Source organism: bacterium, assembly GCA_030685015.1.
Lineage (GTDB): Bacteria > CAIWAD01 > CAIWAD01 > CAIWAD01 > CAIWAD01 > CAIWAD01.
Genome location: JAUXWS010000038.1, coordinates 1 through 19,386, shown reverse-complemented (window position 1 = coordinate 19,386; position 19,386 = coordinate 1). Strand labels below are relative to the sequence as shown.

Annotated in this window: 18 protein-coding genes; 9 read left to right on the top strand and 9 right to left on the bottom strand. The window is 66.6% G+C overall.

The genetic code is table 11. From position 1 onward, the window contains the following. Positions 1-491 precede the first annotated feature (491 nt). The 4 genes from Q8O14_04525 (at position 492) to argF (ending at position 4,383) form a co-directional block, all read left to right on the top strand. Positions 492-1,226, top strand: a complete 735-nt coding sequence (locus Q8O14_04525; protein ID MDP2360004.1) for a hypothetical protein — start codon at positions 492-494, stop codon at positions 1,224-1,226. Positions 1,227-1,337: 111 nt separating this feature from the next. Further along, complete coding sequence (hslV, locus tag Q8O14_04520; GenBank protein ID MDP2360003.1) at positions 1,338-1,928, top strand: ATP-dependent protease subunit HslV; 591 nt, start codon at positions 1,338-1,340, stop codon at positions 1,926-1,928. Positions 1,929-1,953: 25 nt separating this feature from the next. Then, complete coding sequence (gene hslU, locus Q8O14_04515; protein MDP2360002.1) at positions 1,954-3,330, top strand: ATP-dependent protease ATPase subunit HslU; 1,377 nt, start codon at positions 1,954-1,956, stop codon at positions 3,328-3,330. A 123-nt stretch (positions 3,331-3,453) separates the two neighbouring features. Further along, a complete protein-coding gene (gene argF / locus Q8O14_04510) occupies positions 3,454-4,383 on the top strand; it encodes an ornithine carbamoyltransferase (GenBank protein ID MDP2360001.1) in 930 nt (309 codons plus the stop codon). A 71-nt stretch (positions 4,384-4,454) separates the two neighbouring features. On the opposite strand, the gene Q8O14_04505 is transcribed toward argF, so the two are convergent. The 8 genes from Q8O14_04505 to ccsB form a co-directional block, all read right to left on the bottom strand. Then, positions 4,455-5,141: a DUF799 family lipoprotein gene (locus Q8O14_04505; protein ID MDP2360000.1), complete on the bottom strand. Its 687-nt coding sequence runs from the start codon at positions 5,139-5,141 to the stop codon at positions 4,455-4,457. Further along, positions 5,134-5,505, bottom strand: coding sequence for a DUF4810 domain-containing protein (locus tag Q8O14_04500; GenBank protein ID MDP2359999.1), 372 nt, complete (start codon positions 5,503-5,505; stop codon positions 5,134-5,136). The genes Q8O14_04505 and Q8O14_04500 overlap by 8 nt, the downstream gene beginning before the upstream one ends. Further along, complete coding sequence (locus tag Q8O14_04495; protein ID MDP2359998.1) at positions 5,502-5,804, bottom strand: hypothetical protein; 303 nt, start codon at positions 5,802-5,804, stop codon at positions 5,502-5,504. Before Q8O14_04495 ends, Q8O14_04500 begins: the two co-directional genes overlap by 4 nt. Continuing rightward, positions 5,801-6,778, bottom strand: a complete 978-nt coding sequence (locus Q8O14_04490; GenBank protein MDP2359997.1) for a CsgG/HfaB family protein — start codon at positions 6,776-6,778, stop codon at positions 5,801-5,803. The genes Q8O14_04495 and Q8O14_04490 overlap by 4 nt, the downstream gene beginning before the upstream one ends. Positions 6,779-6,962: 184 nt before the next feature. Further along, the gene (locus Q8O14_04485; protein MDP2359996.1) at positions 6,963-9,149 is read right to left on the bottom strand and encodes a hypothetical protein; all 2,187 of its coding nucleotides are present in this window, start codon (positions 9,147-9,149) and stop codon (positions 6,963-6,965) included. Positions 9,150-9,157: 8 nt separating this feature from the next. Further along, the gene (locus tag Q8O14_04480) at positions 9,158-11,821 is read right to left on the bottom strand and encodes an insulinase family protein (GenBank protein ID MDP2359995.1); all 2,664 of its coding nucleotides are present in this window, start codon (positions 11,819-11,821) and stop codon (positions 9,158-9,160) included. Between the two features lie 26 nt (positions 11,822-11,847). Beyond that, positions 11,848-12,489 (bottom strand): HAD family phosphatase, encoded by a 642-nt coding sequence (locus Q8O14_04475; protein ID MDP2359994.1) that lies wholly within the window; start codon positions 12,487-12,489, stop codon positions 11,848-11,850. An 87-nt stretch (positions 12,490-12,576) separates the two neighbouring features. Next, a complete protein-coding gene (gene ccsB, locus Q8O14_04470; GenBank protein ID MDP2359993.1) occupies positions 12,577-14,259 on the bottom strand; it encodes a c-type cytochrome biogenesis protein CcsB in 1,683 nt (560 codons plus the stop codon). Positions 14,260-14,485: 226 nt separating this feature from the next. Between ccsB and Q8O14_04465 the strand changes: the two genes are divergently transcribed. The 5 genes from Q8O14_04465 (at position 14,486) to Q8O14_04445 (ending at position 18,955) form a co-directional block, all read left to right on the top strand. Next, on the top strand, positions 14,486-15,241 hold the full coding sequence (locus Q8O14_04465) for an ATP-binding protein (protein ID MDP2359992.1): 756 nt from the start codon (positions 14,486-14,488) through the stop codon (positions 15,239-15,241). Next, positions 15,216-16,550 (top strand): sigma-54 dependent transcriptional regulator, encoded by a 1,335-nt coding sequence (locus tag Q8O14_04460; GenBank protein MDP2359991.1) that lies wholly within the window; start codon positions 15,216-15,218, stop codon positions 16,548-16,550. The genes Q8O14_04465 and Q8O14_04460 overlap by 26 nt, the downstream gene beginning before the upstream one ends. A 130-nt stretch (positions 16,551-16,680) precedes the next feature. After that, positions 16,681-17,145, top strand: coding sequence for a GNAT family N-acetyltransferase (locus tag Q8O14_04455; protein ID MDP2359990.1), 465 nt, complete (start codon positions 16,681-16,683; stop codon positions 17,143-17,145). Positions 17,146-17,275: 130 nt separating this feature from the next. Continuing rightward, on the top strand, positions 17,276-18,328 hold the full coding sequence (locus tag Q8O14_04450; protein ID MDP2359989.1) for a hypothetical protein: 1,053 nt from the start codon (positions 17,276-17,278) through the stop codon (positions 18,326-18,328). Between the two features lie 84 nt (positions 18,329-18,412). Next, positions 18,413-18,955, top strand: a complete 543-nt coding sequence (locus tag Q8O14_04445; GenBank protein ID MDP2359988.1) for an outer membrane beta-barrel protein — start codon at positions 18,413-18,415, stop codon at positions 18,953-18,955. Positions 18,956-18,995: 40 nt separating this feature from the next. Here the strand turns inward: Q8O14_04445 and Q8O14_04440 are convergent. Next, on the bottom strand, positions 18,996-19,386 hold a 391-nt coding region (locus Q8O14_04440), incomplete at its 5' end, for a hypothetical protein (protein ID MDP2359987.1).

The window sequence follows — 19,386 nt, the reverse complement described above, 5'->3', positions numbered from 1 at the left end:
AAGCCCTGACAGGGGAGCAGAGTGTGGAAGCACTGACGGCGGGTAGAAATGGTGGACGCTCAGGCATGCTGGTGGCTGGCCAATGACCACCATGCGCGACCTCAACTCCTCGAACCGCCCGGTGCGGACCCGCATGCCGGGTGGTGGAGGGGATGCCGGGGATTCCCCGGCACCCCTATGCCGATTCTGTCCGGGCTGTCAGGAAAGGCAGGGCGATGGCGAGTCAACATCCCTGGCGTGGAGTACCCACGCTGAATTTCGAACATGATCGCTTGTGTCGAGATCAACGGCTTGTGAAGCGAACTCCACCATCAGGGTAGCGATGGATCACTCAGATTGGGACCGGGTTGGCGGGAAGGGCGGGAGTTGCTAGCTTCACGACCGATTCGACTCAACCAACAGGACCCACATCCAAAGGCCTTGGCATGGCCCACTTATCGTCTGGGGTGTTGTTTCTCAATAGTCGCCTTCGAACGTTCGCAATTCTGATCATGTTGCCACTGGCAGCGGTGGCACAGTGCCAGTCCGTCCTGCCCCCCACCAGTGAATGGGTCTTTGGCACCACGGACGAGGCGCGCGGCTACCTGCGTGCGGAGCGCTTCCAGGCGGAGGGGCCGGTGTACTCCATCCAGTTGGGCCTGCTGCAGATGGCGCACGACCCCGACCTCTGGCAGCCCTGCCTGGAGTTCCCGCAGCAGGTCCACGTCCAGATTTTCGCCGACAATGAGGGCTGGCCGGGAGCGCTTCTGCTGGACGAGTATCAGAACCTCCCGGTCCTGCAGCCCGGCCCAACCTACGGCGACGTGGCGCCCCTGGCCCTTCTCACCATTGAGCTGGACCCCGCCCTGGGCCTGCGGGCCGGGTGGCTGGCCGTGGCGGGGCGCGGCGACCCGGATTGCCTGCTGTTGTGGGGCAGCGCCTCAGGCGGCGACGGCATCTCCTGCCTGGACCGCGGCGAGGGTTGGGAGCTGGTGGACTATGACCTGAATTTCTGCCTCGGTTGGCAGCCCCTCGCTCCCCCCCTGCTCTCCCTCGTGATGACAGCCAGCGGCGCCATGCTCAGCTGGACGGAGGTGGTGGGCGCAACGGGCTACCAAGTGTGGCGCAGCCTGGATGGATGGAGCTACCAGGCTCTGGGCGCGCCACAGACATCCACCTTTCTGCTTGACAGCGACGCCAACCAGCTGGAGAAGGCCAACTACCGGGTTCGTGCCATTCTTCCTTGATCGACCATTGGTCGTACGGGATGGGGGAGCGCCTGGCACCGGCCTGGCACCAAGACCCGGCGGACGGTCCTCCTCGTGCTATATTGCCGGCAAGAAGGAGCGCGCCTGACCGTGGACCACCATCACGGCACACGGCCCACCGCCCGGGCCACCACCATCGTCTGTCTGCGGCACCGCGGCTGCACGGCCATGGCCGGGGACGGCCAGGTCAGCTTTGGCGACATGGTGCTCAAGAATGGCGCGGTCAAAATCCGCTCCCTGCGCTCGGGCCACGTCCTGGCTGGCTTCGCCGGGGCGGCGGCCGACGCCTTCGCTCTCTTCGACCGCTTCGACCAAGTGCTGGAGGCGCGGGACGGGGATCTGACCACGGCCGTCGTGGAGATGGCCAAGGAGTGGCGCCTGGACAAGGCCATGCAGCGGCTCGACGCCATCCTGCTGGTGGCGGACGCCCAGCACATCTACATGGTCTCGGGAACGGGGGACATCATCGAGCCCGATGAACCCCTCCTCGCCATCGGATCGGGCGGGCCTTACGCCCTGGCCGCCGCCAAGGCCCTCCTGGCCCACGCCAAGCTGGACGCCGCCTCCGTGGCGCGGGAGGCCCTCCACATCGCCGCCGACATCTGCGTCTACACCAACCATTCGATCCAGGTGGAAGTCCTTGGCAAACGCACCGAGCCGACCCGTCGCAAGGGTCGCTGATTCCCGCGAGGATGCGGCCCTGCCACTGAGCGAAGGGGGCGGGGCCGCGCTCAGCCCCCGCCAGATCGTGGCCGAATTGGACCGCCATATCATCGGTCAGGACAAGGCCAAGCGGGCCGTGGCCGTCGCCCTGCGCAACCGCTGGCGGCGCCGCCAGACTCCCCTGCCGCTCCGCGACGAGATCATGCCCTTCAACATCATTCTCATCGGACCAACGGGCGTGGGCAAGACGGAGATCGCCCGACGCCTCGCCTCCCTCGCCCAGGCTCCCTTCATCAAGGTGGAGGCCAGCCGTTTCACGGAAGTGGGCTACGTGGGTCGCGACGTGGAATCCATGATCCGCGACCTGGCCGACCTCGCCGTGCAGCGCGAGCGGGCGCGTGAGCTGGAACGCCTGCAGGCGGAGGTGGCTCCCGTGGTCCATGAGCGGCTGCTGGACCTGTTGCTGCCCGAAACACTGCGGCGCGAGGCGCTGGCGTCTTCTCCCGGGGACGGCCAGGCGGCCCTCGAGCAGGAGCGCCACCGGCGCTTGTCGAACCTGGAGCGCGCGCTGGATGCCGGGGAGCTGGAGGAGGAGCCGGTCACGCTGGAGGTGGAGGAGGGCGGCACCCTGCCCATGATGCAGGTCTTCTCCTCGAGCGGGATGGAGGAAATCGCCACCAACCTGCAGGACCTGATCGGCGGCCTGGTGCAGCGTCCCCTGCGCGAGAAGCAGCTGCCCCTGCGGCAGGCGCGCACCGTCCTGGGCGAGGAGGAGGCCGCCGCGCGTCTGGACATGGACCAACTGGTGCGTCGCGCCCTGCACCGCTGCGAGCAGGACGGCATCGTCTTCATCGACGAGATCGACAAGATCTGCGCGCCCATGGAGGGCAGCGGCCCGGATGTCAGCCGCCAGGGTGTGCAGAAGGACATCCTGCCCGTCATCGAGGGCACCACCGTCCACACCAAGTACGGCCTCCTGCGCACGGACCACATGCTCTTCATCGCCTCGGGCGCTTTCCATGTGACCCGCCCGGCCGACCTCATCCCGGAACTGCAGGGACGCTTCCCGGTGCGCGTGGAGTTGGAATCCCTCGACCGGCGCGCCCTGGAGCGGATCCTCACCGAGCCGGAGAACTCCCTGCTTCGGCAATACCGGGCGCTCTTCGCCGCCGAGGGCGTTGAACTGGAGCTGGATCCCTCCGCCGTGCGCGAAGTGGCGGCCCTGGCCCAGGAGGCCAACCGGCGCGCCGAGAACATCGGCGCCCGCCGTCTCCATGGCCTGATGCACCTGCTCCTGGAGAAGGAGCTCTTCGAACTGCCCGGACGGTCGCGGCGCAAGCTGCGGGTGGATGCGGCCAGGGTGCGCGAGCGCCTCAAGGACGTGGTGGAGGATGTGGACCTGTCGCGCTATGTGCTTTGACAGAAGCCCCCAGCGCGCCTCGCCTCGCCCGCCCGCGTCAATCCCAAGGTCTCAACGGCGACCCCGTGCCTCAAAGGGGGGGACGGAATCGATCGGTACACCCATGCACAGAGGGGAGGATAGATGAAGCGCGATTGCCTGCAACTGATCGACTTCAGCGCGGAAGAACTGAAGGGCATGCTGGTCCTGGCGGCGGAGATGAAGGCCGAAGTGCGGCTCGGACACTTCCGCAAGCCATTCGCCAACAAGTCCTTCGCCTGCATCTTCCACAAGCCTTCCCTGCGCACGCGGATCAGTTTCGAAGTGGGGCTGGCCCAACTGGGCGGCAGCACCCTCTACATCACGGAGAAGGAGATCGAGCTGGGCAAACGCGAGAGCATCCACGACGTGGCCAAGGTGATGAGCCGCTACGTGGACGCCATCCTCATCCGCACCTTCAGCCACGCCGCGGTGGAGGAGCTGGCCCTCCACGCCACCGTGCCCGTGGTCAACATGCTGACCGACTTGACCCATCCCTGCCAGGTGCTGGCCGACATCTTCACCATTTATGAGCACAAGGGCCGGGTGGAGGATCTGGTGGTGACCTACCTGGGCGACGGCAACAACATGACCAACAGCTGGCTGAACCTGGCCCGGCGCCTGCCCATGGAGCTGCGCATCGCCACCAGCCCGGATTGCCTGCCCGACCCCGCCATCCTGCAGGCGGCGCAGCGGGAAGGCCTGTCACGCATCGTGGTCACCGATGATCCCCGTGCCGCCGCCAAGGGGGCCGACGTGCTCTACACGGACGTGTGGGCCAGCATGGGGCAAAAGGAGCAGGCGGAGGCCAAGGCACAGCTGCTCAAGGCCTATCAGATCAACCAGGATCTGGTCGACCTGGCCCGGCCGGACTGCCTGGTGATGCACTGCCTGCCCGCCGAGCGCGGCAAGGAGATCACCGACGACGTGATGGACGGTCCGCGCAGCGTGGTCTTCGACGAAGCGGAGAATCGCATGCATGCCCAGAAGGCGCTCATGGTCCGCCTGCTGGAGTGGAGCGGACGTTTGGCTTAGCAGCACATATGCAGCAGCCGGTTCTTAATCATTAGACCGGCTGCTGCAGTCAGGTTGGGTCCCTGGCAAGACTACTTTACCTCTGGAGATTGATCCAACAGCCGATTCTCCATGTCCTTTCCATGCTGGGGGTGATAGGGGCCAACAGGGATGGAGGCTAGGATCTGAAGATTGACACGCTTTGCCGCGGGAACATAGTCTGCGGCCATTGTATTGATTGCTGTCAAGATCACATTGGCAAGCAAGCTCTTCTGCCCGGATTCCGTCAAGTCCACGACAATCGTCCCCTTGTATTTCCATAGCTCGACACCGGTATGGGTCGAACGAAGCTGGCAGTCAATGGCAACCGTCATCTTTGATGCCACAACCAGATAGCTCAGATCCCAGCGTTCAATGGTTGTAAACAGCACGGCATCCGCGCCAAAGTGCTCGCGAAAACTCTCCAAGGGTCCGTCCACGAACAACTCCGCGTCGTAGGCCCCTTCCTGCTGTAACAAAGCAGAGCTAAGTTCATAAGGAATGACGTAAAACCCCTTCTGGGCAAGTGGCTCAGTGATGGTTGTGGAGTAGTAGTCCTTGGCTTCGACTGCTGTTGAAGTATTGATGGGAGGTGCTACAAGAATAGTCATTGGTCGGGCATCATACATCAATGGAAACTCACGTCCCTTTGTGGTTTGGCGACCGGCCGTGCAACCGACTCCCATCACGAGAATCAACGCCAGCGCTCCGGCCAATCGCAAATATTGCTTTTTACTCAAGATTTTTACCCTCCTGGCTGTCCTTGATGGAATCAAGCATGCGCTGCATGAAAATTTGAGACTCGGGATAGAGCTGCATTTCAGTGCGAAAGTGCTGTTCTGCCGAGGGCAGATCTTGCTGGAGTGTGTAAAAGTATCCCAACTCGCCATGCATGCCTGGTGGAACGCGTTTCCCGGATCGTTGTGCCAACAAGATTAATCGGTTCAGCTCGTCCATGTGGGCTTGCAAGTTGTCAGCATCGTCGTTCTTGTGATACTTGTAAAGCGTAGTTGAATATCGACCATAGTTATAGATCGAGGTTGGTCCGCAGCTGCTAGACAGCAAGGCGACAACCAAGGCTGAGATCAAGTATTGGCGATTCATGGGATTTGAATCTCCAAAGTCGTGCCATTGCTCAGCAGAACTTCGCGCAGAACAATTGTCTCACCGTTGCGTCGTACTTCAATGACATGTCGGCCGGGACTTGTGGCCAATACATGTTTGGATTTGAACTCAGCAATACTGACGAAGTCTGCGCTATCGATGCTCACAGCCACTCCATCGAGATTTCCGAAGAATCTCACATAGCTTTCGCTCGCTTTGACGCGGATCTCGGAGTGATGACCGCACGAACAGGCAATGGCGAGCAAACAGCCAACAAGCCAAACTGGCATGGCCTTCATTGTAAACCTCCCAACTCCATGACCCGCAATGTGGTTGGATCAGCGTCGTCCATCCAGCCCGCCAATTCTCCATCCACCAATCGACAGAGCGACACTTCATTCTCGGGCGAATCACCATGACAGGATACAACTTCCAAGGTGGCCACTTGCCTTCCTGGCAGTTCCACGACCATGTTGGTCTGCGGATTGTTGATTTTCTTACCCTCCGTCACCACGCTGAAACGCTCCCCAACCCGGATTCCCTGCCGGCTTCCACCGGCAATGATCCAAAGGTCCTCCTCCCTGCCAAGCACGAAACTGGTCCAAGGTCTGTTAAGCAGATTCTCGATGATACGTGAGGCAAGGTTCCCAATTGCGGCCTCCAGGGCCCTGTCATTGAGGCTGCTGTCATATCCGGCACGGCCGCCGACTCCCAACACGGTTCCAGCCTCGGAGGATGCTTCCCCTTCCCCCTCCTCGCTGTAGATAATCCGACCCGTTCGCACATCAACCAATCTGACATGAACCTTGGCATTGGCTGTTTGCTTTTTCGTTCGGCTGAAAACCCCCACTTCACCTTCGTCCTTGCGGCCAAACGCGGTTACAGATCCAACGATCAGGTAGTCAGCCGAGTTCTTCAAAGGCTCAAGTCCACCAAGACGCAACTCATCCTGGATGATCTCCAGATCAGATCGCTCCAGCAGGATGAAGCGCTCTGTTTCAAGCAGTTTCGCGGAAAGGATGTCCAAGGCCTGCTTGCCAACTTTGTCCGGGGCGTTTTGCACGAACACGCTCTGACCATAATTGGTCTCATTGGAGAATCGACCGACAGCGACCTTTCTCTTCAGTCCAGCCTTGGCAGCTTGCGCACTTTGCTCCATGCTGGGACTGATAGATCGTGTCCCCGGCACCCGGACGATCTCTGGTTTCTGGACAGTCGCACAACCTGCCAACAGCAACGCCAGAAGGGGTATGACAAGTGAGATTCTAGTCATAGAGCGCTCTCCAATTCTGATGAATGTTCAGCTGATGCGGGGGGACTCCAAATTGATGAACTCGATCGATAAACAAAAGAAGGCCATGAAAAGGATTGACAGAATAATTACCGCTGATATCTGATATGCATCGCCTATCACTGACTAAAGGTCCTGTGCAGTCGCTTGATGCTGCTGAGGTTCGCTACCAGCCGCCGAAGCGCCGCTCCAGCGGATTGCCCCGGGGCGCCATGTTGCCCTTGAGCAGGTTGATGCCCTCGCGATCAAAGGCCAGGTAGCTGTACTTGCCGTAGTGTGGCACCTTGCGGGCCAGGGCAGGCAGCGCCTCGGGACCGGGCACCCAGAAGAGGAGGGCGCCCTTGCGGTCGTTGCGCAGGCTCTTGAGGGACAGCACCAGGCTGCTCTCCGTCCGCTGTCCTCTCTCCCCGGCCAGGCCCCACTCCGCGTCCGACAGGCGCAGGTCGCTGGCCTCCAGCCCCTCCGGCACGGCCGCCAGGTTCACGCCGATCACGCTGCGTTTGGCCAGGATCGCCGGATCGTAGTCCTCCAGCGCCATCCACTCCGGTCCGCTCAGATCGCGCAGGGCGGAGGCGAAGGTTTGCAGCGCCTCGCGGCGGATCGCATCCAGCAGCCAGGAGCGCGGCGCCAGGAAGAGCGGATCCTCCTCGCCCATGACCAGCCCCACCGTCGCTTCCACTTCCCTCCCGTCCAGCAGGCGGAAGAGGTCGAAAGCGGGGTCGAGCGCCACCCGCCGCGGCTCGGGGCAGGCCAGGTCGATGTCCAGGGTGTCGGCCTCCATCAGAAGCCGTTCGCGCATCACCGTGCCGTCGTGGCACTCCACCAGCAGGGGGATGTCCAGCTCGTAGGCGGCGCCACCCTGCACCTGCCGCACCCGGCCCCGCAGATGGCCGTTCTCCCAGTCCAGATCCTCCAGCCGCAGCGAGGGGGCGCCGGCCCGATCCAGCCATTGGGCCTTGAAGCGCGCCAAGTCCAGCTGTCCCTCCTGCTCGCAGAGGGCGATGAAGTCGTCCCACGTGGCCTCGCGCCCCGTGAAGCCCAGATGGAAGCTGCGCTGGATCCTGTCCAGCTCGTCCTCCCCCACCAGCTGCGCCAGCATGTGGAACACCATCATCGACTTGCCATAGCCGATGGCCCGTGTCGCGCCGTCATGGCGGTTGCGGAAATCCCGCAGGGGGAGGTCGCGCCGGCCGTCCACGTAGTTGCGGTAATCCTTGAGCAGGCCCTTGCGGTAGTCGCGCGCCGCCTCCGGGCTCTCCTGCAGTTTGTAGCGGTAGTCGGCGCCGTAGACGGTGAGCCCCTCGCACCAGTTGCCGCGGGAGGCGTCCACGTAGACGCCGTTGCCCCAGTAGTTGTGGAGCAGCTCGTGCCCCAGGCTGGTGTAGGGGATGTAGGGCATGCGGATGACCTGGGATCCCAGCAGGGTCCAGGAGGGCATGCCGTAGCCGCTGGGGAAGAAGCTCTCCACCACGGCGAACTTGGCGTAGGGATAGGGTCCCAGCCAATCCCGGTACATGCGCAGGTAGTGGGCGCTCATGCGATGGAGCGTGGCCCGCACCTCCTCGTCGTCCACCGGTCCGGACATGCCGATGTAGGGCTGGGCCGGATCACGACGGAAGAACCAAGTGGACAGCTCGACCCCGTCCACCATCTCCTGGCGCACGTCGTAGGGTCCCGCGGCGATGGAGAGCGGTCCCCCCGGGAGGGGCTCGTCCCAGCTCATGAGGCGCCGCCCCGCCTCCGTCCGATCCTGGACGAGCCGGCCGTCGGTCACCAGGGACCAGTCGGCGGGCAGGTCGGCGTGCAGGCGATGGGGCACCAGCTCGCCCTGTCCCACCACGGCCAGGATGGCCGCCTCGGGGGAGAACCAAGCCCCCTCCCCGCCCACCGTCGCCATCAGCTCGCCCCCCACCGTCTCGTGCCCGAAACGCACCTGGGCAGGGTCCTGCCAGAGTCGGCCGCGGGCATGGATCACCGCCACGCTGGCCGCCGGCAGACGGCAGGTGACCAGGTAGGTGGTGCGCGCCCCCGGGCCGCCCGTCTCGGCCGGCACCATCATCAGGCGCTTGAGCGGAACCTGGCGGCCGCCCACTTCCAGGCGGGTCAGTTCGAGGCCCGCGTTCAGCTCGAAGCGGGTGAAGGTGCCCTCGTAGCGGATCGTGTCCCGCAACTGCACGTCGTGGAGAGGCGGGTCCAGCCGGAGGAAAGAGGCGTGGTGCCGGGGGATGAAGGGCTCGGGACCGCCCGTCACCGGCATCTTGCACAGGAAGCGGCCGCCACAGGAGGCGGTCAGGAGGCCCAGGGCCAGCAGCGGCAGAACGCGGGAGGGCTGAAAAGGATTGGTGGCGGACATGGCTGCTCCTATTGCACCACGATGGTGATCCAGCGGGCCGGGGCAAGATAGGACCGCGAGACGCGGGCCAGATCCTCGGGCCTGACGGCGCGCAGCGACTCCTCCTCGCCCATCGCCTCCTCGGGCCGGCCGCCCAGCTCGGCCATGGCCAGGCGCCAGGCCTGGTTGATGCTGGCCAGGGAGCGCATCAACTCCCGCCCCAGGAGGCCGCCGCGCACCTTGTCCAGCTCATCCTGGCCCACCGGCGGATGATCGGCCGCCAGGTGGCGGCGCAGCCCGGCCAGGGCTTCGGCCATGTTCTCGGGCCGCGTGCCCATGTAGGCCTCCAGGGTGGCGCGCTCGCCGTTGATGGCGGCGCCACAGCCGATGGAGTAGGCCAGGCCCCGCTCTTCACGCAGGTCGAAGGCCATGCGGTCGCTCAGCACGGCCAGCAGGAGTCGCAGGGCGGGACCGTCCGCCGGGTCGATGGCCAGACGGCTGCCCAGACGGAGGGCGCCCATCTCGCCGCCCAGTGTCTCGCTCAACTCCAGGTCCTCCGACGTGACCGGGGCGAGCAGACGGGGTGGCCACAAGGGCCGGTCCATCGTGTGCTCCCTCATCCAGGGGCTGCGCCGCGCCAGCCGGGCCAGATCCTCGGTCGGGGGGGAGACAGGGAAGGGGGCGAGCAGGCCGCGCAGGCAATCGGCCATCTCGGCGGCGGGCGCCGGCCCCAGGGCCGCCACGATCAGGTTCTCGGGGCGGAAGGCCACGGCGTGCAGGTGGCGCAGGTCATCCCACTCCAGCCGCGCCATGCTCCCGGGCCGCCCCTCGGGCGGCAGGGCGGCGGGCAGGCCGCCCAGGGTCAGGCTGTCCAGCAGCTGGCGGCTGCGCGCCCGCGCGCTGCCGTCCCTCCTTCCCAGCAGTTCCAGCTGGCGCTCCTTCAGCCGTGCCAGCGCCGTCCCGGGCAGGTCGGGCCGCAGCAGCAGGTCCACGGCCAGGGAGCAGGCGGCCTGCCAGTGCTCGCCCAGCGCCTCCAGCCGCAGGAAACTGTGGCTGGAACTGGTGTAGTGGTCGTCGTAGGGGATGGCCGGGTTGTCCGCCACCGTCAGCTTGCCGCCCACGCGACGCAGGCGCTCGGCCAACTGGGCGGCGCCCTGGCCCGCCGCGCCCTCCTGCATCAGCTGGTGGATGAGGGTGAGGCCGCCGGCGGCGCTGTCGCCCTCCCACACGGCGCGGCCGCGCACCAGGATCTGCAGGGCGAAGACCTCGGAGGGCCGACCACCCTCCACGATGAGGGCGGGGCGACCTGCTCCGCCCGGCTCGCGCACACGATCCGCCTCCCGGGGGGCACGGCTCGTCGCCGGCGTGCTGTCCGGCTCCAGGAGCAGGGCCATGGGCGGGGTGGCGGCCAGCCAGCGGGCGGCGCAGGCGCGCAGGTCCCCCGGGCCGAGGGCGGCCAGGCGGGCGCCCCGCGTCAGGACCGGCTCGAAGCCCTGCTGGGCGAAGGCGGCCGCCTCCATCAGTCCGAAGTAGTGGGGCTTCTCCATCAACTGGGCCAGGCTGCTGCGCTCCTCGAGGACGCGCTGGGCGATGAGGCGCTCCGGGAAGGCGTGATCCTGCAGGCGGGCCATGGCGCGGGCAAGCCCCTCGACGGCTTCCCCGGCCTCCAGCCCGGGGGGCAGATCGGCCTCCAGCTCGAAGCGCCCGCCGCCCGCCTCGTCCAGGTGGCAGAGCCGCAGCCCGCTCATGGGCGGCAGGCCCTCGGCGAAGAGCAGGGCGGGCAGCACGCCGTCGCGCGGATCCCCCGCCGCCCAGGCGAGCAGGCCAGCGGCCAGGTGGCCGGCCTCGGTCTGGTCGGGGGCCGGCCAGGCCAGGCGCAGGCGGCGGCCCGGCACGGCGGCCCGGCGGCTGCGGATCTCCCCCGGCCGCCACTGGATGGGCGTCACGCGCCACGCGGGCGAGTCGCCGGGGACGGCTCCGCCGTACCAGCGCTCCACCTCGGCCAGCACGGTGGAGGGATCGAAGCCCCCCACCACCGAGAGCAGCATGTTGTTGGGCACGTACCAGGTCCGATAATAGTCGAGGACCTGGTCGCGCTCCATGTGGCGGATGGTGGCGGGAGTGCCCAGCACGGGCAGCGCGAAGGAGCTGCCCGCGTAGAGGAAATCCTCCCACAGTGTCTCGAGGGCCTGGGCCGGATCGTCCCCCGCCTGGGCCAGCTCCTCAAGCACGATGCCGCGTTCCTTCCCGAATTTCTCCGGGGGCAGGATGCTGTGGAAGAGCATCTGGCTCTGCAGTTCCATCCCGCCGGCCAGGTCGGCGGTCGGGAGCAGAAGCATGAAGTTGGTGTAGTGCCGGCCCGTGTTGGCGTTGTTGTAGGCGCCCAGCCGGTCCTGCCGCTCGTAGAGGGCGGCCTGGTCCCACTGCTCGGTGCCATTGAAGAGCAGGTGCTCCAGCATGTGGGTCATGCCGCTGGTGCGGAAGCTCTCGCGGGCGCTGCCCGCCTTCACCTGGACGTTGAGGCCCGTCATCGGGGCGTCGGGGAGGTGCAGCAGCAGCACGTCGAGGCCGTTGTCCAGCCTCGCCAGGCTGGCATTGGCGGGCAGGGCGGGGAGGGGGGGGCGCGCCGGCGCCACCGCCGCCCAGGCCAGCCAGCTACCGACCACGACAAGGAGGGGAAGGGAGCGATCCATCAAAGCCAACCTCACGAGATGGGATGTCAGGGACGCGGCCGGGCTCGGATCTCCAGACGCCCGCCGCTGTCCAAGTCCAGCAGGGTTTCCAGCCGGGTCAGGCCCGCCGCGCCACCCTCATGGTGCCAGGTGCGGAAGCCGGCCTGGGCCGCCGCCACCAGGTTCTCGGCGCGGTCATCCACGAAGAGGATCTCCTCCGGGCGGGGCCGCGGCAGCTCGGGATCCCCGGCGGCCAGCACGTTGCGGAAAATGGCCGGGTCGGGCTTGAGGGCGGCCAGCTCGAAGGAGAGCCCCAGTGGATCGAACTCCCGGAAGGGCAGCTGGCGGGCCGCCGCCTCCCAGTGCCAGGGATCCGTGTTGGAGAGCAGGCCCACCCGCAGGCCACCCGCTGCCGCCCGTCGCGCCAGGTCCGCCACGGCGGGATCGGCCTCGCCGATGAGCGCGTTCCAGGCCTGGCGCAGGCGATCCGCCGGCCAGCCCGGCAGCCCCAGATCCCTCCGCAACAGCCGGGGAAAGTCCTCCGGCGGGATCCTGCCCAGGTTCCAGTCGCGGTTGCGCGGCCCCGCCAGGAAGCGCTCCAGCTTGCGGCGGGGCACGCCCAACTGGGTCCAGGCGGCCTGGAAGGCCTCCTCGTCCAGCTGGACCAGCACGCCGCCCAGATCCAGCATGAGAACGGCGGGTCCCGTCGGGGGGCCCGCCGTCCCGTCTTGTCGGGGCATGGCCATGGGCAAAGGTAGAAAACCCGCCGCCGGCCCTCAGGCGGTCTGGGTGGCCTGCGTCTCGCGGCGGCGCCCGGCCGTCACGCACCAGAGCACGAAGGCGATCTCCGCCGCCACGTAGACCATCAGCTTGACGGGGAAGGGCTCGGGATTGCCCGTCGCATAGCTGTGGAGGCCGCTCAGGTAGTAGTTCACGCCGAAGTAGGTCATGAGCACCACCGCCAGGCCGGCGATGTTGAGGACGGCCGTGTTGCGCTTGGTGATCCAGCCGTTCATGCGGCCGTGGATGAGCGCCACGTAGAAGAGGAGGGTGATGAGGCTCCAGGTCTCCTTGGGATCCCAGCCCCAGTAGCGGCCCCAGCTCTCATTGGCCCAGACGGCGCCCAGGATGATGCCGGCCGTGAGGGTGATCACGCCGATGCCCAGCACGCGGTAGGAGAGCTTGTCGATCTTGCCCAGGCCGGCCGTGTCGCGGGGCTGCTTGCGGTAGCGCCACAGGTAGGCGTGGCCCAGGCCGGCCGCCACGGCGAAGGCGCCGTAGCTGAAGGTGATGACCGTGACGTGGATGTTCAGCCAGTAGCTGCGCAACACGGGAACCAGGGGGTTGATGCTGATGTCGATGGTGGAATCAAGGGCGTAGCCCATGGCGATGGTGCCCAGCACGCCCGCCGTCACCAACAGGTAGTTCTCGCGCTTCGAGATGAAATAGAAGATGGCCGCCAGCAAAATGGTGGACCAGATGATGAAGACCATGGACTCGAAGAGGTTGGAGATGGGCGCCCGTCCGGTGATGACGGTGATGTAGGTGAGGCCGACCGTGTGGAAAGCGAGGGCGGCCAGCAAAAGGCCGGTGTTCACCCAGCCCAGCCCCTTCTTGATCATCTCCGACAGGCTGAAGGGGGCCAGCGCGGCCGCCAGCAGGCTGGTCAGGGCCAGGACGAGGTAAAGCAGCCAGGCCTTGTGGAAGGGTTGCATGCGGTTGTAGCCCACCTCGCGGTCGAGGGTGGCGGCGGTGGGGTAGTCCGGCCCCGCCGTGCGTCGCACGATGGTCTGCAGGGCGCTGAGGCCCTCGCTGTAGGCGTGGGCGTCCTGGGCGGCCCAGCCCGCCAGCAGCTGCTGCCACGCCTGGGCGGGCTCCAGGCCGGCCTCCAGCGGGCTGGCCCAGGGCGCCGTGGCGTCCTGGGGATGGGGGATGAGCCGGAAGCCGGCGCCGGAGAGCAGCTCGTCAAGCAAGACCAGGCGCCCGTAGAGGCTCTGCGTCTCCGTGGAGAGCTTGGTGGCGGCGGAGGCGTCGGCGTTGAGGCGGCGTGCCTCGTCGAAGAGGGCGCCCAGGGCGGGGGCGGACACCACCTGGTCGAAGGTGAAGTGCTTCTCCCCCTTGGGGAAGCCCAGCCTCTCCTTCAGCTCGAAGTAGTCGATGCGCACCAGCTTCTGGCCGCGCCAGTACTCCGGCCGTGCGGCGATGTCGAGGATGAGGTCGGTGGCCTCCCAGCGGCGGCCGTTCTCCCCCTTGTAGTGGGACTTGCCGTGGATGCTGCGGACGCTCTCCCAGGCGTAGGAGTCCATCGGCTTGTGGCGGCCGCGCTCCAGCACGGCCATGCGGGCAAAGGAATCACTGGAGAGGGTGGCGGCCTGGAGGACCGGGACCAGGGCGGGCAGCAGGAGAGCCAGCGCCAGGACCAGGACCGGCAGCGGCCTGGGAAGGGAGACTCGGATCATGGGATCCCTTTCTGTGGATGCCTGTCTCGGCGGTGGCCCAAACTAGGGGCTGGCCCCACCGGGCTTGTCAGGCAATTGTCACGGGGAGTGGGCTCCTGGGCAGCGCCGCCAGCGCGGGACCTGTGCCCGGGCGGGGCTCCAGGCTCCCTGGCCGGACATGAGGAGGGTGATGGGGGGAGGGGTGCTACCTTGTCCACCGCCGGGAGCATCCGGTCAAGGAGGAGCGATGAGGGAGACGAGGCCGGTCCAGGGCGACGAGACCGACCGCCTGCGGGCCGTGCTGGAGCACAGCGAGCGCTTGTCGCAGCTGGGCAAGATGGCGGCGGGGATCGCCCACGAGGTGGGCAACCCGCTGGCCGCCATCTCCAGCATCGTGCAGACCCTCCTCGCCCAGACCATCGACGAGGCGGCCCGCGAGCGACTGCAACTGGTCAAGGAGCAAGTGGGGCGGATCACGGCCATCATCCGCCAGCTGGTGGAGTACTCCCGGCCCTCCACCGAGAACCGCCGCCTGACCGACCTGAACGAACTGGTCCGCGACGCCGCCCGCCTCATGCGCTTCGAGCCCCGGGCGCGGGGCGTGGACCTCACCATGGAGCTGGACGACCGCCTGCCCCCCGCCGCGGTGGTGCCCCACCTGCTGCAGCAGGTCTTTCTCAACCTGTTCCAGAATGCCATCGACGCCACCGAGGGGCGGCCCTGGCGGGCGGTGCGCGTGCATAGCCGCCGTGTCGGGGACCACGCCGAGTTCAGCGTGGAGGACAACGGCCGCGGCATTCCCGCCGCCGACCTGGAGCGCATTTTCGATCCCTTCTTCACGACCAAGGAGCCGGGACGGGGCACGGGCCTGGGGCTGTGGATCTGCCGCGGCATCGTCGAGACCCTGCCCGGCGAACTGACGGTGGACAGCGTGGAGGGCCAGGGCAGCGTCTTCACCCTTCGCACAAGGATCTCCCATGCACCTGAACATCCTGGTCGTTGACGACGAGCCCATCCTGCGCGAGGATCTGCGCGCCTTCCTGGCGCAGCGGGGACACCGCGTGCGGGCCGCCGCCGACGGCCGCCGCGCCCTCGCCCTGCTGGACGAGGAGGAGGCGGACCTCGTCATCACCGACCTGCGCATGCCGGGGCTGGACGGCCTCGAGCTGCTCGAGCGCGTCCAGACCGACCACCCGGGCACCCTCGTCATCGTCCTCACCGCCTATGCCAGCGTCGAGAATGCGATCGAGGCCCTGCGCCGGGGCGCGGCCGACTACCTGCTCAAGCCATTGGAATACGAAGAGCTGGAGCTGCGCGTGCGCCGCCTGGCCGAACTGCGGGAGATCCAGCGCGAGAACCAGCTGCTCAAGCGCCAGCTGCACCTCAAGGAGCCGGACCGCCACATCGTGGCGCGCAGCGAGGTGATGCAGGAGGTGCTGCGCACCCTGGACACGGTGGCGGCCAGCGAGGGCACCGTCCTCATCCTGGGTCCCAGCGGAACGGGCAAGGAGCTGGTGGCGCGGGCCATCCACGCCCGCAGTCCCCGCCGCGAGGGCCGCTTCGTGGCGATCAACCTGGCCGCCGTCCCCGAGACCCTGCTCGAGAGCGAGCTCTTCGGACACCGCAAGGGCTCCTTCACAGGGGCGATCCGCAACAAGGAGGGCCTCATGAACGCCGCCCAGGGCGGCACTCTTTTTCTCGACGAGATCAGCGAGGTGCCCCTCCACCTGCAGGTGAAGCTGCTGCGCGCCATCGAGGAGCGCGAGGTGCAGCCGGTGGGGGCGATCGACCCCCAGCCCCTCGACCTGCGCCTCATCGCCGCCACCAACCGCAACCTGGAGGAGATGGTGGAGCGGGGCCAGTTCCGGCAGGACCTCTACTACCGCCTCAACGTGGTGGAGATCCGCCTGCCCGCCCTCTCCGAGCGGGAGGAGGACATCCCGCCCCTCGTCGAGCACTTCATCCGCAAGCACAGCCGCGACATGAAAAAGCCGGTGCGCGCCGCCTCCCCCGAGGTGCTCCGCCTCTTCCGGCGCCATCGCTGGCGCGGCAACGTGCGCGAGCTGGAGAACGCCGTGGAGCGGGCCATGATCTTCTGCGACGGCGACACCCTGCTCCCCGAGCACTTGAGCAGCCAGCTGGTGACGCGCAGCGAGGACGAGGGCCTGCCCGACGCCCTGAAGGAGGCGGTCCACCAGTTCGAGCGCCGCCACATCCTGCGCCAGATCGAGCTGGCGGGCGGGGACAAACCCCTGGCGGCCCAGCGGCTGGAGATCTCGCTCTCCAGCCTCTACCGGAAGCTGGAGGAGTGACCATCGCGATTGGGACCGAAATCGAATTCGATATCGATATCGAAACACAGCTCGACCATGGTCATGGGTCGATCCCGATAGCGATCCCGATAGCGATACCGATTGACTGCCACATGTTGGGAGAGATTGCATGGGCATCATCGCTCCCGCCCGCTTTCCGGAGGATCTGGAGACGGTCCGCGGGCTCTTCATCGAGTACGCCCATCATCTGGGCGAGGATCTCTGCTTCCAGGGCTTCCAGCAGGAACTGGAGACCTTGCCCGGCGCCTACGGGCCGCCCCGCGGTCTGCTGCTGCTGGGTGAAGTGGAGGGCGCCGTGGCGGGCTGCATCGCCCTCAAGGACCTGGGGGACGGGGTCTGCGAGATGAAGCGGCTCTACGTGCGGCCCATCGCCCGCGGCTGCGGCCTGGGCCGCCGCCTCTGCCTGGACTTGCTGGCGGAGGCGCGGCGCCTGGGCTACCGGGCCATGCGCCTGGACACCCTGGAGCGGCTGGAGGCGGCCCTTGCCCTCTACCGGGAACTGGGCTTCCGGCTCATTCCCGCCTACTACCAGAACCCCCTGCCCGGGGTCGTCTACCTGCAACTGGACTTTTAACCCCTGTCGCATGGTTGCCCGGCTTTCATGAACTTGGGTCCGGTCAGGCCCACCGGTCCACAGTCCGGTCGGCGCTTGCCGCAGCGTCACGCACGGTCCGCCCCGCGACCGCGCAACTGAGGAGAGCACGATGAGAATGGCGACCTGGCTGGTTCTGGCTCTGCTCCTGGCGGCGGCGGGACGTCCGCTGTCCGCCGAGATGTGTGAGAGCATCGGCGAGTACGAATACACTTACGGCGACAACGAGAGCATCATGCAGGCCAAGCAGCGCTGCGAGAACATGGCCCTGCGGGCGGCCATCGAGCAGTGCGCCCTCTTCGTCGCTTCCACCACCGCCATCGAGAACTACGAGCTGCGCGAGGATCTGGTCAACACCCTGGCCGCCGCCGTCGTCAAGCAGAAAAAAGTGCTGGAGCACCGCGTGGACGGCCGTACCATCTACTACAAGGTGTCGGTCAAGCTGGACGATGAGCAGATGACGCGGGCCATTGAATCGGAGCAGCGCCGGCTGCAGCTGGACAGGCCGGACGGTCAGGCCCAGCCCGTGCGGCAGGCTGTACCGGCCCCCGTCCAGGCCATCGAATCGTCGCCGGCTGCCCAGCCCTCGGCGGAGACGCCCCGCCAGGACCAGATCCAGGTCCGGCCCCAGGTGCGGACCACCCTCCCGACCGCGAGGCCCCGCAGCTACCTGGCCCTCCAGCTGGGGAGCAAGTCGCTCAAGAAGGAGGACTGGGAGCCGCTGGAGAAGCAGACGATGTTCGCCCTGCATCTGGACGTGCCCCTGGGCTCGCCCTCCCTCTCCTTTGCCCTCGACCTGCTGGGCAGCGCCAAGGAGGACGAGTTGTTCGGCTATGATGTCTCAGGCAGCACGGCGGAGTTGTCGGGTGCTTTGCGCTACTACCTGACCAAGTCTGATTCTCCGGTCCGCCCCTATGCGGGGGTGGGCTTTGGCTTTGTCTCGGCTGGCTTCGAAGTGGTGGACGAGGCCAAGTGGCAGGGGTTGGGCGCGGGGCTGGTGCTGGACGCCGGTCTGGTGGTGCCCTTGGGGCCGCTCTTCCTGGGACTCGACTACCGGATGAGTTCGGCCAAGGTGGTGCTCAAGCCGGACGACGACGATCTGGACGATTTCAAGGTGGCCGCCGGCGGATCCATGCTCAGCCTGGCCGCGGGCTTCACCTGGTAGAGCGCCTGCGTCGCTGCGGGATTCAACAACAACGGGGCCCCACGAGGGTGGCGTCCCATCACGTGTCAACGACAAGGAGGCACCATGAAGCGTTCGATCATCGCCTTGAGCGTCCTCTGCCTCACGGCGGGACTGGCCAAGGCGGCCGGCATGAACTACGCCTTCCAGATCGGCCAGAAGGGCCTGGATTCCGACGATTGGGGCGACATTGACTCCCAATTGGCCGTGGGCCTGCACTTCGACATGGGCCTGGGCACCCTGCCCTTCAACCTGGCGGCCGACGTCATCGCCACCAACGGCTCCGACGGCGACCTGGAGGGCGGCACCATGGAGATCGGCCTGGGCTTGCGCAAGTACTTCCCCATGGGCGAGAAAATCCAGCTCTACGCCCAGGGCGGCCTGGCCTTCATCTCCGCCACATCGAAATACGATGGACCCGGCGGCGATTGGGACGAGACCGAGAGCGGCATCGGCTTCGCCCTGAACGGCGGCGCCATGTATCCCCTCGGTGAGATGTTCAAGGTGGGTCTGGACCTGCGCTTCAGCAGCGCCACGGCCGACTTCGGCGGCACCGACGTGGCCACGGGCGGCTTCACCTACAGCCTCGTGCTGGGCATGGGCATGTAGGTCCCCCAGAGTCGATATCGATATCGATATCGAATGTTTGTCAAGCGCCCCGCGCGATCCGTGCGGGGCGCTTCGACTCTGTGCCGCGGTGGCTGGCAAGATGTGAAGCTCGTCGACAACCCATCGCTATCGGTATCGCTATCGCTTTCGAGTGCTCGGCTTCCCATCGGACTTCGATCCCGATCCCGATAGCGATCCCGATCGCGATGACACCAAGCGCCCCGCGCGATCCATCGCTATCGCTATCGCTATCGCTATCGCTATCGAATTCTCGGGTTCCCATCGGACCTCGATCCCGATCCCGATAGCGATCCCGATCCTGCCGCGGTGGCCGGGTAGTTTGGATGCCCGTCAATGACCCATCGCTATCGGAATCACCGTCGATATCGATATCGATATCGATATCGAGTTCCCGGCTTCCCATCGGACCT

Coding starts and splice junctions, on each gene's coding strand:
- Q8O14_04465 (MDP2359992.1), top strand. CDS start 14,486: ATGAGGGAGACGAGGCCGGTCCAGGGCGACGAGACCGACCGCCTGCGG.
- Q8O14_04490 (MDP2359997.1), bottom strand. CDS start 6,778: ATGACTAGAATCTCACTTGTCATACCCCTTCTGGCGTTGCTGTTGGCA.
- Q8O14_04500 (MDP2359999.1), bottom strand. CDS start 5,505: ATGAATCGCCAATACTTGATCTCAGCCTTGGTTGTCGCCTTGCTGTCT.
- Q8O14_04445 (MDP2359988.1), top strand. CDS start 18,413: ATGAAGCGTTCGATCATCGCCTTGAGCGTCCTCTGCCTCACGGCGGGA.
- Q8O14_04485 (MDP2359996.1), bottom strand. CDS start 9,149: ATGTCCGCCACCAATCCTTTTCAGCCCTCCCGCGTTCTGCCGCTGCTG.
- Q8O14_04475 (MDP2359994.1), bottom strand. CDS start 12,489: ATGCTGGATCTGGGCGGCGTGCTGGTCCAGCTGGACGAGGAGGCCTTC.
- Q8O14_04480 (MDP2359995.1), bottom strand. CDS start 11,821: ATGGATCGCTCCCTTCCCCTCCTTGTCGTGGTCGGTAGCTGGCTGGCC.
- Q8O14_04460 (MDP2359991.1), top strand. CDS start 15,216: ATGCACCTGAACATCCTGGTCGTTGACGACGAGCCCATCCTGCGCGAG.
- argF (MDP2360001.1), top strand. CDS start 3,454: ATGAAGCGCGATTGCCTGCAACTGATCGACTTCAGCGCGGAAGAACTG.
- Q8O14_04495 (MDP2359998.1), bottom strand. CDS start 5,804: ATGAAGGCCATGCCAGTTTGGCTTGTTGGCTGTTTGCTCGCCATTGCC.
- Q8O14_04455 (MDP2359990.1), top strand. CDS start 16,681: ATGGGCATCATCGCTCCCGCCCGCTTTCCGGAGGATCTGGAGACGGTC.
- ccsB (MDP2359993.1), bottom strand. CDS start 14,259: ATGATCCGAGTCTCCCTTCCCAGGCCGCTGCCGGTCCTGGTCCTGGCG.
- Q8O14_04525 (MDP2360004.1), top strand. CDS start 492: ATGTTGCCACTGGCAGCGGTGGCACAGTGCCAGTCCGTCCTGCCCCCC.
- Q8O14_04450 (MDP2359989.1), top strand. CDS start 17,276: ATGAGAATGGCGACCTGGCTGGTTCTGGCTCTGCTCCTGGCGGCGGCG.